Consider the following 13,754-nt stretch of genomic DNA (forward strand, 5'->3'; position numbering starts at 1 on the left):
ACACAAAGAACAAATACGACGGTAAAAAACTAAATATCGATTAAAAAAGGGAATACAATTTGAACAGCAAGGAAAGCAAATTGGTTAATAATTTCATTCAAAATCTACCAAACCGATAGCATGATAATTGCTCTGTAATAAATTAAAATATAGTGTAAAAATTAAAAAAGTACCCAGAAAGAAACACTATAGTTTGATAGTTTGGGTTTCATCGGACGCGCTTAAGGCATCAAATTGTTAAAAGGTTTTTCTCGTTGAATATAGATCAAGAGTCAATATCGCAAATTGAGATAGAGCGAGATACAACTGATATGCTTATTGGCAACAGTTTCATTGGTTTTCTGATGACCATGTTTGCTTTTTCTGGTTTATTGTTTTTCTTCGAAAGTGACTCTCCTTCAATATTTGCTCAGAAATTTCAGGTTTGGATGGTAATGATGGGCGTGTTGATAGCACGTCTTTTGGATGCCATTTACTGGCGTATTAAACTTGTAGGCACTAACTACAACCCCAGACCGGTCTTGATAAGGTTCTCAATTGGCTTGTTTACAACAGGGAGTATTTGGGGGCTCTACTCTATTTTGTTCTATCCAACCATGGCAACCGTTGAGCTTGCAGCGACCATGGTAGTGCTTTCAGCGATGTCGGGCGGAGCAGGAACCGTTCTATCACCTAATAAATACCTTGTTGGCTTTTACACGACCGCGCTTCTTATTCCTATGTCTTTATGCGCTATCTTAGATAAAAGTGGCGAGTTTTTTGTTTTAGGTGTGCTCGGGGTTGTATTTTGGTTTGGTATTTTTACTAGTGCATTTCGCTACCACAAGTTTTTTATCAACACCTTATACATCAAGGCTAAAAATAATAAGCTAATAGAGCAAATGAAAATAGAGAGAAATGAAACAGAGAAAGTAAACCAATTGCTTATCGCTTCAAATCAAAAGCTAGATGCCTCTAATTTAAATCTGGAAGCAGAAGTCGAGCGAAGAACCGCGGAATTATATCGCCTTTCGAACAGGGACCCTCTTACAGACCTGCCCAACAGAAATGGTTTCTTAAAACATTTAAACAATCTTCTGGATACAACGCGCGCCCTTGATAACTCCCTTGCAGTTCTGTTTATCGACTTGGACGGCTTCAAACAAGTGAATGACAGCCTTGGACATAAGATTGGCGATATTGTACTGGCCGAAATTGCTAAAAGACTTCGTAACTACACAGAAGATAATCACTTGGGCCGCTGGGGGGGAGATGAGTTCGTCGCTGTCATACCCTACGCGAATATTGATACGGCCAAAGCCGTTGCGCACGCCATGCGAAGTGGGGTCACTATTCCTATCCTTGCGGATGACAACCAAATTACCCTAGATGCCACCATAGGTATTGCAATGTTTCCTTCGCACGGTGATGCTGCTCTTGACCTAATTCAACACGCCGATCTAACCATGTACGACCAGAAGCGCAAACAGCGTGGGTCGGTCAGCGTCTTCAATGAAGCCCTCCATGCTGAAATAAAGATTGAGCAAAAACAATGTGAAAGGCTTCGCACAGCCATCGAAAGCGGTGAATTGAGCGTTTTCTATCAGCCAATTATTGATGTGAATACGAATACCGTGTTCACTGTTGAAGCGCTGTTAAGGTGGAAGTGTGAAGATGCCTATATTTCCCCCGCCGTGTTTATTCCACTTGCAGAAAGAAGTGGCTTAATGCCTGAAATCGGAGCATGGGTATTAAACAGAGCCCTTATTGACCTGTCTCACTGGTCGTTTGGTAACGAAATATCCCTGTCAGTAAACGTGTCAGTAGCGCAAATGTTAGACGACGGTTTCTCCAAAATTTTAGACAGTGCGCTTAAATCGACACAAATAGCCCCAACGCAACTGCACCTAGAAATTACTGAAAGTGTATTTGCGATAGATAAAAAACTTATAGGTCAGAGAGTAAGTGAACTGGTTGATAGAAACGTGAAAATATCTATTGATGACTTCGGAACCGGCTACTCCTCACTAAGCAGACTCCAGTCAATACCATTCAACTTTATCAAGATTGACCGCTCTTTTATACAGAATAGAACTGAGGAGAGTGATACCATAATAAGGGCAACCATATTAATGGCAAAAGAGTTTGGCTGTAAAACTATTGCAGAAGGCATTGAAACTGAAGAACAAAAAGCACATGTTTCAGCGCTCGGTGCAGACTACTTGCAAGGTTTTTATTATGCGAAACCTATGGATGCTAATAACCTTATTTCTTGGTACAACGAAAATTATTAATCACCATGGCTCAACTTTATTTTTACTATTCTGCAATGAATGCAGGAAAATCCACCTCCCTTCTTCAATCAGCCTATAATTACCGAGAGCGAGGCATGCACTCTATCATTTACACTGCAGCCCTTGATGACCGCTACGGTGTGGGTAAAGTTACTTCAAGAATTGGATTGCAAGCAGACGCTAAGCTCTACAACAAAGAAGATGACTTATTCTTATCAATACGCCAAGAGTGCGAAGAACGAAAGCCTGACTGTGTATTCATTGACGAAGCTCAATTTCTTACTAAAACGCAGGCTCGGCAGCTGGTTGAGGTAGTAGACGAATTAGACGTTCCGGTGCTTGCTTATGGTTTACGAACGGACTTTTTGGGAGAAACCTTTGAAGGCAGTCATTATCTGCTCGCATGGGCAGACAAGCTTTTCGAGCTTAAAACTGTATGCCACTGCGGCAGAAAAGCTAACTTCGTTGTAAGGCTAGATGAAAATGGAAACGCGGTTAAAAATGGAGACCAGGTACAAATCGGCGGGAATGATCGCTATGAATCAATGTGCCGAAAACATTTTAAAGCGCTTGTTTGGGATGATCAGGCTTAACTTGGCCTAATAGATTCTGAACAGTAAATTCACTGCAAATATCAGGCTCTAGCTATTAGCCCATTTAATAGCATCTGCACTTTTAATATAAACCATTTTGGTAACGACATCCTAACACTAGGTTTTTTGCGATACTGTTAACATTTCTTTTGAAACTCTGTATTTGGATGTTTATAGCCATAGCCAATTTTAAAAAGCATCTTAAATAATTAAGATGCTCTAACTTCTAAATTCACTAGTGTTAAAGTTGCAAAGGTTGTGAACGGAAAAAACATTAGCTATAAAAGGGGGGAACCTAGCCGACACAAATACTTAATTAAATTTGCACCCGCTGTTTGTTCCCTCGCTTACTAAATACATTTGAAAATAGACGCCCTTTCAAAGCAGAATTTTTTAAAGACAAAGCGTCTTACTAAACCGTTTCGCCTAAACGTACTTCAAACGGCAGCGTATTTTTAGTTTTAACGTGGTCTAAAAGCGATTTTGCAGCTTCTACGCCTTTTTGAGAGCTAGATTGACATACCGTTGTCAAACTTGGTCGTGCTCTCTCGGCTTCTTCGATGCCGTCGAAGCCAGTGATCTTTAATTCTTGTGGAACCTTTATGCCCATCTCAAGTGCCATATGCAACAGCTCCAACGCTATGATGTCACTCATGCAAATTACAACGTTAGGTCTAGGGGAGCTTGTAAGCACTTCTTTTGCAGCTTGTCGCGCGAAGTGCCTATCACTCTCTGGTAGATGCCAAATGGCTTCTTTCGTCACAACCACATTTTTATCTTCAGCAGCCCTTAAGTAGCCATCTAAGCGTCGGTGAGCAATAGAGGTTTCAACATCAATAAGAGGGCTATCATAAATACGGCACGTTGCAGGAGAGTCAATAAGTCGTAACCCTAGAATTGCGACTGAATCGCCTTTATTTAAAGCATGACTAGCCACCTGATAAGCCGCTTCTTCATTATCAATATTGATTGAGGGCTTATTATCAATATCAAAATCGACAGTAACTACAGGTTTAAGTGAGGCAGCCAGTTCTCTTATAAGATTTACATTACGAGGTTGACCATAACAAATAAATCCATCAACAAAGTCTACAACGTCAGCAATACTATTCGAGTCGCCTGCATAGAGAAGCAAGTGTTTACCACTTTCCTGTAACGCAGAAGAAGCGCCCTTTATGAAGGTACTTGCTACAGGATCACTAACCATATAGGAAATGCTGTCTGCCAGTACTAAAGCTACAATATTTGAAGTTCCCTTTCTCAGAATTTGCGCGGCTTTGTTTGGACCGCTGTATCCAATCTTTTTGCACTGCAATAAAATTTCTTCACGCTTCGCTTTGGATAATTGATCTGGACGATTAAACGCATTTGAAATGGTTGCCGTTGATACGCCTAACTGCTCAGCAACATCTTTAAGGGTTAGTTTTGTTTTGTTCATTAATTTTTAACTCATTTAACGAAGCTGAGTGCCCTACGCTAAAACAAAGAAGGGCAGTCAGCACGTACTGTGACCACCCCTCGATTGTAACACTTCCTTAAACGTTTAACTCAATAATTTTAACGTTTAAAAAGTACCTGATTTAACAAACCTTTGAACAACTTAACCTTAAGATATTAATATCGCTATCTAGTTCCGAAGATTTTATCACCTGCATCGCCTAATCCTGGCAAAATATAACCCTTTTCATTCAATCTATCATCGATAGCAGCGGTAAATATATCAACGTCTGGGTGAGCTTCAACCACAGCCTTAATACCTTCAGGCGCTGCAACAAGAAATAGTCCCATAATTCTTCGACACCCTTTCTTTTTCAGAAGATCGATTGTCGCAATCAAGGTTCCGCCTGTTGCCAGCATTGGGTCAACTATAAGTGCGGTACGCTCATCAATATTTTTTACCACCTTGTCAAAATAGGCGACGGGCTGCAGTGTATCTTCATCACGGTACAGGCCTACTACACTAATCTTTGCATTTGGAATAAGTTCCAGCACGCCTTCAAGCATACCTAAGCCAGCACGTAGAATGGGCACAACAGTAATTTTTTTACCTTTAATTTGCCTTACTTCTACTTCATCGCCCGACCAGCTTTTAATCATAGCTCGCTCGGTAGGCAGTGTTCGCGTTGCTTCATAAGTCAGAAGGTTCCCTACTTCAGAAGCAAGTTCGCGAAAGTCTTTGCTGCTGATTTTTGCGTATCGCATAAGCCCTAGTTTGTGCGCAATAAGCGGATGGGTAATTTCGTGAACGGCCATGTAAGACTCCTTGTAATCGATTTCGCTATATTTTAACCCAGACGTATTTTAGTTAAAGCGATTAGTCGTAAAAATATGACTATCCAATGCTTTAAAACCGCATATCAATGCTAGACAGAGTGGATAAATGCTTTAACCTAGAGCACAGGCTATAGCTACATTTCGTAGAGCAGTTCACGATCATGCATGTATAGCGCTCGCTATGAATTGCCATAGTTACGCGTTAATAAGATCGATCGAGAAAGTTTCAGGAAGTTCAATTTTCTCATAGCAGCCGAATCAAACTTACTATTCAAACCATGTTTATCAATATCAAAAGGAATTGTTTATGCATTCTTACGCTAAACGTTTTCGCTATTTTGCTGTAATGGCACTAAGTTTCTGTGCCCATAATGCCTTTGCACAATGGGAGCAAATCACTCCTGACAATGAGGTGGTGGTATCAGTACCTGGCGGCAGTGAAAAAACTGTTTACCCATCATGTTCTCTTCCCGCTTTACCGGGACCAGAGGGGTTAGCACCCAATCCTTTCTCGTTTTATTTCGAACAGGGAGAAAGTGATAACCTTCTTATTTACTTTAATGGTGGCGGCGCCTGCTGGGACAGTGCCACTTGCTTAGCGTCAATGCAGCTCGAATTCGACGATAACCCGATGTCGCGAGCCGCTTATAACCCATCAGCCGTAATCGAAAATACGCCATTTATTTCAGGCGGAATATTTGAAGATACACAAGATAACCCTTTTCAAACTTGGTCAAAAGTTTTCATTCCCTACTGTACTGGCGACCTACACTTAGGTTCAAAAGACACGCAGTACGTTGACGAGCTTGGTATCGTTACAGGTTTACCTGGTACTGAAGTTACTTTGAAGCATCGTGGCCACGACAACGCGCTAGTTGTTATGCAGTGGATTAAAGAAAAACTGAGCAACAATGACTTGTCACCAAATAAAGTATTACTCAGCGGAAGCAGTGCGGGTGGCTATGGTGCAACGTTCAACTTTCCTTACTTCCAATCGCTGTTTGGCCGCACAAAGGTTGCGCTATTTGCTGACGCGTCGATTGGCGTTATATCCCGAGGTTTTACGCAAACAGTACTAAACTATCAAGGGCCATGGGGGATAGAAGATACACTACCACGTAACTTCCAATCACTGATTGGCAACTTTAACCATCTAACGCTCAATAAACAGGTGATGCTGCGTTTAGCTTATCAGTACCCTTGGAACCGTTTTGCGCAATATTCAACCGGAACCGATATTGTTCAAATTCAGTTCTCGAAAATTTCAGATCAGGTCTCAAGAGGTAATTTAGACCCAACAACATGGGGTGTAACAGAATCTGATTTAGGCTACATACTTGGCTGGCAACTTCAAGCGAATGCGTCAGTTCATGCGCTGTCAGCGTTCACATGGAACTATCAGTTTTATATTGGTGAAGGCACGTGTCACATGGTGCTAAACGACTTCTGTGAAGATAATGCCTTTCCAGTATCATCGCCTAGTCCATTTTATAATGAACAAAGTGCTAGGGGAATTTCCTTTAAAGAATGGCTACACACATTCGCTACATCACGCCGCTTTAGAGAAAATAGCGCTGCTTACTACCAATAAAATGCGACGTGCGAACTTTTATTAAGAAGTAATGAAAAACATGGCAAGTCCAACCCCGTAACATTTGGATTTGCCATTTTTAAAACTAGGATTTGCCATTCTTTGCGGTGCATCTATGTTGCACAAAAATTAGCATGCCCTACTACCCTACTTGTAAAGTAGCACCATCTGGCATAGTCACTTCAATTTTCATGTTCCCGCCAACCGCAGCTAAATAAGCAGCTGCACGTTGAAGAGACACGTCCTGGATACGCTTTGATTCCAACTTGCTTACGCCTGACGCCGTCACTGATAACGCCATTGCTACCACTTCTTGTTTAACTCTGTGCTGTTTTCTGATGTCACCTAGTGTGATTTCTTTCATTGTCTTTTACCGAGAATTTCGGGCATTAAAAAAGCCCAGATGGTGATACCTTCTGGGCTTTTGCAAAACGTTCTACCTGCAGTGCCCAGAAGCCAATACTTGCCCCTGAACACCGACGGTCAGGTGCAATCAGTAATTAAAATTATAAAAATAACCAGTTGAAACGTTTTGCATAATAATTCTCTTTTTACAATGTGCTTGTACAAACGGCATTCTGCCGAGACTAAGTGAAATAGTTAAGGCGAATAGTTTTTATCATAAAACAGTAGATGCCTCGTGCCACTTATCCTTAACCATACCATGCAGATAAGCAATAGCAATGACTTTCCAAAAAGGAAAGTCTGCAAGACAAGATGAGAACCGCCGTTTTAGGAAACAGACGAACTTGAGCAAGTAACCTCAGAACCAACCTCGGCTTGTTTAAGAAAAGCAAGAAAGCGCGGTACAAGGTCGCTCCCCTCTTCAGGAGACCAGCTTGCAAAACCTTTGTCATCCGTGACTTCATACGGACCTTGCTTAACCTCCATAAACACCACCGGACTAGAACACACAGTCGCATGCCAAGTATAAGGGGGTATTTCAATGCCGGAGGTTTCTCCATTTGCCGTTAGTGTTACTCTATCTTTCACTACGCCCTCATCGTTGAAAAAAAGAATATCCAACTCACCTTCCACAACCATGAAAAACTCCCATTTGTGAGGCTGCACATGTCTGTGAGGCCGAACGTAGGAATCGGGCATCATTGCAATAAAAAGACGCTGGACCATATCAGTATAAGATTTGTGAACGTTAAAATTAGCCCGTCGGCGAGGACTCTCTGCCGCTTTATGTTTTAACTCACTAAACAGTGCTTTATCAAAGTACTTAATATTGTCCAACGTCATTTCCTAACTAATGCTTGGGTAGTGAATCAAAGCGTATCGCTTCTCCCTCTGATTGCGCAACTATCAAAAGCCATCATTTGTTTTTCTTCATTCTGCGGCTTTGCTCTTGACGCTTTTCTTCTCGCTTTTCTTTCCGATCTTTCTTATCAGGCGTTAACGAGCCTGTTTTGAATTTTGCTTTACGCTTGGCTTTCGCTTCAGCTTTTTTCGCCGCCTCAAGTGCCATTTCTTCTTTTTCGACTTCCAGCATTTCTGGAGTCTCAAGCGTAATCCGCCCCAGCTTACCCGACTGCAGTTCTTTAAGCAGGATCTCACAAATTTTATGAAGGTTTACGCGACCACCCGCTTGAATTGCTCCGCGTGTTTTGGCTGCGGCTTCCAGAAACTCTATTTCAGTTTCTGGCAATTCGTCCAGCTTATAGCGCTCCTTCATTACCTCTGGGTACGCTTTAATGAGGTAGTCTGCCGCAAAAAAACCGACATCGTCGTATTCCATGGCGGTGTTTTTAACAGCACCTGATGAAGCCAAGCGGTAAATGGAATGTGGGTTTTCAAGCTTAGGCCACAGTACTCCCGGTGTATCAAACAAGATAATACCGCTGCCTAAGTTTATGCGCTGCTGGCTTTTCGTTACGGCGGGTTCGTTACCTGTTTTAGCAATAATTCGGTCGGCCAAAATATTAATTAGCGTTGATTTACCAACATTAGGTATACCCGTGATCATAGCTTTAATTGCTTTAGGCTGACCTTCTTTATACGAACAAATGCTTTTAACCAGCTGCATAATTTGCTTGCTGTTGCCCGGGTTATCGCTAGAGGTCGTAATTGTCTTCACGCCGCGCTCTTTCTCTAAGCTCTCCTGCCAGCGGGCGGTGATTTCAGGGTCTGCTAGATCATACTTGTTAAGAATTTTAATACAGGGCTTGTCGCCACGAATTTTTGCAATTTCAGGGTTTTCACTAGAATATGGAATACGTGCGTCAAGCACCTCAATAAGAACGTCTACTTGATTAAGCGACTCTTTAATTTCTTTCAGGGCTTTGTGCATATGCCCTGGGAACCATTGTAATGCCATGGTTGTTTCCTATCGTAATCGAGTTGAGGGGGTTTGCTTAACGGGCTAATTCATAAGCGCAGATATTCACAGCGCTGGCTAAGTTTAACGAGTCAATTTTACCGCTTCCTGCAATGGTATATGCTGATGCGTTTAGCTTTGATAGTGCGTCAACAGGCACCCCACGGGCTTCGTTGCCAAACAGATAACACTGGTAATCACCAAAGGTATTAGAGGTGATATTGCTTCCATTCATATCCAAGAAGGCGAAACGTTCGAACCGCTCGCCTAGGCTTTCAAGCGCTACGTTTAACTCCATGTTCACATGGAAAATAGCCCCCATACTTGAGCGTACAACTTTCGAGTTATACGGATCCACACTGTTAGGGCTTAGTAATAGCGTAAAATCACCAAACCACGCTAGCGTTCTTAGTATGGTGCCTAAGTTGCCGGGGTCTTGAACTTCATATAAATAAACGTACTTTTCGGTACTGGAGTTGCTTTCAGAAATATTGATTTGTGACCGCTCTGAACGCAACGAAGCACTCGGAAGTGGGACGCGAGCAATAATACCTTGAGGTGACTTCGTATCGCTTAGTTGCTGCATTTGTTGCGACGATACGGTTTCTACCTTCATATTAGAGACTGAAGAATCAAGTCTTTCTTTCGCCCACGCCTCATAATCAGCTGTCACATAAAGGGTGATATCACCTAATGTAATGCTGTCATGATGAGCAACATTAATTAACTCTAAAACTAAGTGCTCTCCTTCCACCAAATAGAATCCGAACTGCGTTCTAAATTTCTTTTGATGAAGCTTCTTTACGTCACTTAATTTCATTATCACTGCCCTTTTCGTTACTTTCGGCGCAAGTGTAAGGTATGAAGCCCGAAACGCAAAGCAGCAACGCTTAATAGTGAAACAAATAATGAGAGAAAAAGATTGTAGTGGAGAAATACGAGATAAGGGAGAGTATCAAAAAGGCGTTTCAAATATACTTGTAAACGCCTTTTTAATTACCGAGATACCAAGACACCTAAAGCGTTCCAACGTTTGCGTGGCTCACCAATTGGAATACATAGGCAGGCCTCTTCTTTATCACTTGGTAAAATCTGACATACAACATTTGCACTTTTAAACTCGTGAGCAAGTTCTGTTGCAAATATTTCCGTCACACCTTCCACCAGCACAAACTCGTTTTGCTTTTTCAACGCTGTAGCCAACTTTTCTACCGCTTTTAGTGAAAGCGGCCACAAAGTACGCAATACTCTTAACGATGCAACTGAGGTGATATCGCCACCTTGAATTTGTACTTTAAACATTAAATTACTCGTCTAATGTTGTTGCTTCTTGAGTATCATCACTCGTTGACGCTAATGACGTGCCAGCGGCAAATCCACCTGCGCCTGCTAAACCAATACCAACGACACCAACTCCGATTTCACCAAGCGTTGCAGCGCCCGCAAGAGCAATGGGCACAGTTGCTAACCCTGCTGTGCCAACAATGGCAATACCCAAACCAATCATAGCAATGCCAACGCCTAGCTGCTCCCAACCATCAAAGCCGCCGGACACCATTTCAATTTCACTTGTATTTAACTCTTTCATTTACATTTCCTTGTTTTATTAGACTTCCATTCGAAGCCAAAAACAGGGTAAAAAATGGAATAACAAATAGAAACTGTTCGATGGACGGGTTTTAAAACACTTAAGAGCTAAAGCACCGTCCAAACTGGTTTGGTTCGCTTTTTTTCCTACTGTTGGTCAGCAACCACATAAATTTCACCGTCATAAATACCTTGCACGGTCAGCTTTTGACTTGCCAATGCCTGAAGATAGTCGATATGCGCTTGCTCCACTTTCTGTCCAGGAACAATAAGCGGAATACCAGGAGGGTATGGTGTAATTAAACCTGCTGCAGTGCGTCCAACGCTGTTTTGCCATCCAATGGCTTCCCTAGGACTGAAAAACGCTTTCGACGGAAGGTCATCTAACTGAATGGGCGGAATGTCTGCCGGCAACGCGCTTTTGCTTTTGCGTTTGCTTAGGTTAACGGCGCCATCATCTAGACGTTTCAACGCATTGTACAACCTTACAATTTTAGAGCGCATTCCACCTAGCGTAAGCAATACTAAAATAGTGCTATGGGTAAACTTCTCTATTTCTAAACCGACTTCGTCCATCAAGAAACGATGTATTTCTTGGTTTGAATAATCAAGCGCCGAAACGTCAATTAAGATTTTAAGCGGGTCGTGTCCAATATTGTCGCTTTCAAAATGAGGAAACATATTCGCAAAGTCGCTAGGCGAGAGTATTTTGAGTCGCTTGAACTTGGCCATTTGCGATTTGAGCTCGGCAACATTGCTTAGCAACTCATTAAGAATTTTGTAGCCTTCCATTTCCAGCTGTTGACGACAGACATCAAGCGAGGCAATGAGTTGATACTTAGGCGAGGTACTGGTGTGGATTGCAAACACTTCTTTAAAGAAGTCCTTATCGAAATCTGGGTCGTTTACGTGAATAAAGGATGCTTGCGAGAACGCCGACACCACCTTGTGCGCAGAGTGAGTTATATAGTCTGCCCCAGCTGCGATAGCCGAGTAGTCGCGTAATACAGGATGGAACAAGGAATACGCAAACCAGGCTTCGTCAATGAATACTTTAATTCCATGCTCATGGGCTAGATTAACTACTTGCTTAAGGTCGGTAAGTAACCCATCATAAGTACAGCCCGTCAGTACGATCAGTTTAGCGTCAATATTTTCTTCAATAAGTTGCTTAATTTGCGCCATTCTAGGCGGTGAAAAAATACCGTATTCAGGGTTAAATACACTGTCTAAATACACCGGCATTGCTCGCGCTTGAATAATGCCGTAGTGCACTGACTTGTGGCAGTTCCTGTCGGCAATTACTTTATCGCCTTCACGCAACAGCGTCTGCAAAATAATTTTGTTTGATGTAGACGAGCCGTTTGTAACGAAATAAGAATGGCGAACCTCGAATGTGTTAGCGACAGCGGCTTGTGCTTTTCCAATAGCGTGGGTGCCATCTGATAGTGAGCCCAGCGAGTCTACGCTTACAGATAAGTCACTAACAAACACGTTACGCCCAAAGAAGCGATAAAAGTCACTGATATAGGGGGAATTTCTAAAGCTTGCGCCACCGCTGTGACCTGGCGTGTGCCACGAGTCATTAGACTCTACAACGTAGTCTTTGTATTCAGTCCAAAACGGCGTTTCGTTTCTGTCATCAAAGTCATTGATGATATAGCCAAGAATAGATTCTGGGTCCGAAATAATATCGTTTCGATAGAAGAACGATTCAATGCCATTGGCTTGGTTTACAATATCCAACCCTTTTACTGCATCGCCTAAGACATACACCGGGAGTTCAGGGCGAATGCGTTTAATAGCGTCGATAACTCTGGCGTTGTTATCAATTACCGCGTTGCTTGCAGATGGTTTATCGCTTGAGCTTTCAGAACGGATGCTATCGTCTGCGGCGCTTAAATTTTTGTGACTGTCGCTATTTAAAGGCACGACATCTGCCAGCTCTTTAACCTTAGCAACCACATCCCAGCTAAATACCACAGCCTGAATATCACCGTCTTCACGAACAAATTGTAGTGCCTTTGCAACGGAGTTTGCCTCTAGCAGGCTTATTTCCAAATCACTTCGGTCAAAGTAAGCAATAGTGTTACCTATACTCGACGTAATTTGTTCCAATAGATCAACAGCATCTTCTATAACAAGAATCTTTAAATGAGGGCGCATTAACCAACCATGTAATTAATAATGAGCATTTAGCGCTAGGCTAAAACTCATAAAACTAAGAATCTATAGACTAAACACAGTAAAACTAAGAATCTATAGACTAAACACAGTAAAACTAAGAATCTATAAACTAAACACAGTAAAACTAAAAATAGTGTAACTCTGAATTTCACTGGTGTCGTGTAAACTCTCGCTTAGTAGTATTAAAGTGTCTATCGAGTTTGGACGGGGTAAAACCACGCATGCAAATATCTATTCTTCTGGACTATTCCCCACATGCAGTTCAATCAAAATCAACAGCGCACCAAATCTGGACTATTCCCCACATGCAGTTCAATCAAAATCAACAGCGCACCAAAACGACCTGCGCGAATTCCTACATTACGCGAAAAACATACTTCCATCCATTGCATCAACAAAGAAAGACGCCTGGCCAATTTGTCATGACCACTGCTTTATGCGAGTGATTTTGGATAATGTTGTCGGCTGTGCATGGTATGAGGCCATTCCAACACCGGCTTATAAAAACTTGACCGACGAACAAGCCAGCGCCGCATTATGCCTTGCCAAGCAAATAGCCACTGAAAGTGTCTCGCTTCACGTGCTCAATCAACGCTCAATCCAATGGCGCAATAAGCAGCTAAAGCTGGAGTTTTAGTATGACAAAACGCACATCCCTCAATGATGCAGTATTGATTCAAGACGGCCAAGACCTAGAGCGTATTGTGAAAGATAAACGTGCGCAATGGAGGGCGAATAATGCAAAAGCGCGACGCAGACAACGTCGATACAAAAAGAAGCTTATTGCAGAGCTTCCGCTAATAATCTCAGGTATTCATAGCACATATCCCGAAGATGATGCGTAAAGCACTATCATAATAGATATCAATTACCTACAATCACTACTAGAAAGTTGCCCTTATCAGAGTGCGACGTACATTATTTTT

General features: G+C 42.2%; 14 protein-coding genes. 5 read left to right on the forward strand and 9 right to left on the reverse strand.

The features are described from left to right. The first annotated feature begins 254 nt into the window (after positions 1-254). Together ACXAGV_RS01110 and ACXAGV_RS01115 are read left to right on the forward strand one after the other, a co-directional pair. A complete protein-coding gene (locus tag ACXAGV_RS01110; protein WP_474871108.1) occupies positions 255-2,273 on the forward strand; it encodes a putative bifunctional diguanylate cyclase/phosphodiesterase in 2,019 nt (672 codons plus the stop codon). A gap of 5 nt (positions 2,274-2,278) precedes the next feature. Further along, on the forward strand, positions 2,279-2,866 hold the full coding sequence (locus ACXAGV_RS01115) for a thymidine kinase (RefSeq protein ID WP_474871110.1): 588 nt from the start codon (positions 2,279-2,281) through the stop codon (positions 2,864-2,866). A gap of 412 nt (positions 2,867-3,278) precedes the next feature. Here ACXAGV_RS01115 and ACXAGV_RS01120 read toward each other — a convergent pair whose 3' ends face one another. Both ACXAGV_RS01120 and upp read right to left on the reverse strand, forming a co-directional pair. Then, positions 3,279-4,304, reverse strand: a complete 1,026-nt coding sequence (locus tag ACXAGV_RS01120; protein ID WP_474871112.1) for a LacI family DNA-binding transcriptional regulator — start codon at positions 4,302-4,304, stop codon at positions 3,279-3,281. Between the two features lie 185 nt (positions 4,305-4,489). Next, positions 4,490-5,119: a uracil phosphoribosyltransferase gene (gene upp / locus ACXAGV_RS01125; RefSeq protein ID WP_334022143.1), complete on the reverse strand. Its 630-nt coding sequence runs from the start codon at positions 5,117-5,119 to the stop codon at positions 4,490-4,492. A 328-nt stretch (positions 5,120-5,447) separates the two neighbouring features. Between upp and ACXAGV_RS01130 the strand changes: the two genes are divergently transcribed. Next, positions 5,448-6,731: a pectin acetylesterase-family hydrolase gene (locus ACXAGV_RS01130; protein ID WP_474871115.1), complete on the forward strand. Its 1,284-nt coding sequence runs from the start codon at positions 5,448-5,450 to the stop codon at positions 6,729-6,731. Positions 6,732-6,873: 142 nt separating this feature from the next. Here the strand turns inward: ACXAGV_RS01130 and ACXAGV_RS01135 are convergent, their stop codons facing one another. The 7 genes from ACXAGV_RS01135 to ACXAGV_RS01165 form a co-directional block, all read right to left on the reverse strand. Then, a complete protein-coding gene (locus ACXAGV_RS01135; RefSeq protein WP_014950268.1) occupies positions 6,874-7,095 on the reverse strand; it encodes a helix-turn-helix domain-containing protein in 222 nt (73 codons plus the stop codon). A gap of 368 nt (positions 7,096-7,463) precedes the next feature. Further along, the gene (locus ACXAGV_RS01140; protein WP_474871117.1) at positions 7,464-7,979 is read right to left on the reverse strand and encodes a WbuC family cupin fold metalloprotein; all 516 of its coding nucleotides are present in this window, start codon (positions 7,977-7,979) and stop codon (positions 7,464-7,466) included. Between the two features lie 73 nt (positions 7,980-8,052). Beyond that, positions 8,053-9,054: a ribosome biogenesis GTPase YlqF gene (gene ylqF / locus ACXAGV_RS01145; protein ID WP_474871119.1), complete on the reverse strand. Its 1,002-nt coding sequence runs from the start codon at positions 9,052-9,054 to the stop codon at positions 8,053-8,055. A 37-nt stretch (positions 9,055-9,091) separates the two neighbouring features. Beyond that, positions 9,092-9,874 (reverse strand): TrmH family RNA methyltransferase, encoded by a 783-nt coding sequence (locus ACXAGV_RS01150; RefSeq protein ID WP_474871120.1) that lies wholly within the window; start codon positions 9,872-9,874, stop codon positions 9,092-9,094. Positions 9,875-10,050: 176 nt separating this feature from the next. Then, complete coding sequence (locus ACXAGV_RS01155; RefSeq protein ID WP_474871122.1) at positions 10,051-10,356, reverse strand: hypothetical protein; 306 nt, start codon at positions 10,354-10,356, stop codon at positions 10,051-10,053. Between the two features lie 4 nt (positions 10,357-10,360). Then, positions 10,361-10,642 carry a hypothetical protein gene (locus tag ACXAGV_RS01160; protein WP_014950274.1) on the reverse strand — a complete coding sequence of 94 codons (282 nt, stop codon included), beginning with the start codon at positions 10,640-10,642 and terminating at the stop codon, positions 10,361-10,363. Between the two features lie 146 nt (positions 10,643-10,788). Beyond that, entirely contained in the window at positions 10,789-12,807 is a 2,019-nt protein-coding gene (locus ACXAGV_RS01165; protein WP_474871124.1) for an aminotransferase class I/II-fold pyridoxal phosphate-dependent enzyme, read from the reverse strand. Positions 12,808-13,015: 208 nt separating this feature from the next. On the opposite strand from ACXAGV_RS01165, the gene ACXAGV_RS01170 reads away from it, so the two are divergent. Next, positions 13,016-13,465, forward strand: coding sequence for a hypothetical protein (locus tag ACXAGV_RS01170; RefSeq protein ID WP_474871126.1), 450 nt, complete (start codon positions 13,016-13,018; stop codon positions 13,463-13,465). Between the two features lies 1 nt (position 13,466). Then, positions 13,467-13,673, forward strand: a complete 207-nt coding sequence (locus tag ACXAGV_RS01175) for a hypothetical protein (RefSeq protein ID WP_474871128.1) — start codon at positions 13,467-13,469, stop codon at positions 13,671-13,673. The last annotated feature ends 81 nt before the right edge of the window (positions 13,674-13,754 follow it).

This window comes from Alteromonas sp. ABH4_453 (assembly GCF_056160665.1).

Coding starts and splice junctions, on each gene's coding strand:
- ACXAGV_RS01120 (WP_474871112.1), bottom strand. CDS start 4,304: ATGAACAAAACAAAACTAACCCTTAAAGATGTTGCTGAGCAGTTAGGC.
- ylqF (WP_474871119.1), bottom strand. CDS start 9,054: ATGGCATTACAATGGTTCCCAGGGCATATGCACAAAGCCCTGAAAGAA.
- ACXAGV_RS01140 (WP_474871117.1), bottom strand. CDS start 7,979: ATGACGTTGGACAATATTAAGTACTTTGATAAAGCACTGTTTAGTGAG.
- ACXAGV_RS01175 (WP_474871128.1), top strand. CDS start 13,467: ATGACAAAACGCACATCCCTCAATGATGCAGTATTGATTCAAGACGGC.
- ACXAGV_RS01115 (WP_474871110.1), top strand. CDS start 2,279: ATGGCTCAACTTTATTTTTACTATTCTGCAATGAATGCAGGAAAATCC.
- ACXAGV_RS01155 (WP_474871122.1), bottom strand. CDS start 10,356: ATGTTTAAAGTACAAATTCAAGGTGGCGATATCACCTCAGTTGCATCG.
- ACXAGV_RS01135 (WP_014950268.1), bottom strand. CDS start 7,095: ATGAAAGAAATCACACTAGGTGACATCAGAAAACAGCACAGAGTTAAA.
- ACXAGV_RS01160 (WP_014950274.1), bottom strand. CDS start 10,642: ATGAAAGAGTTAAATACAAGTGAAATTGAAATGGTGTCCGGCGGCTTT.
- ACXAGV_RS01130 (WP_474871115.1), top strand. CDS start 5,448: ATGCATTCTTACGCTAAACGTTTTCGCTATTTTGCTGTAATGGCACTA.
- ACXAGV_RS01165 (WP_474871124.1), bottom strand. CDS start 12,807: ATGCGCCCTCATTTAAAGATTCTTGTTATAGAAGATGCTGTTGATCTA.
- upp (WP_334022143.1), bottom strand. CDS start 5,119: ATGGCCGTTCACGAAATTACCCATCCGCTTATTGCGCACAAACTAGGG.
- ACXAGV_RS01150 (WP_474871120.1), bottom strand. CDS start 9,874: ATGAAATTAAGTGACGTAAAGAAGCTTCATCAAAAGAAATTTAGAACG.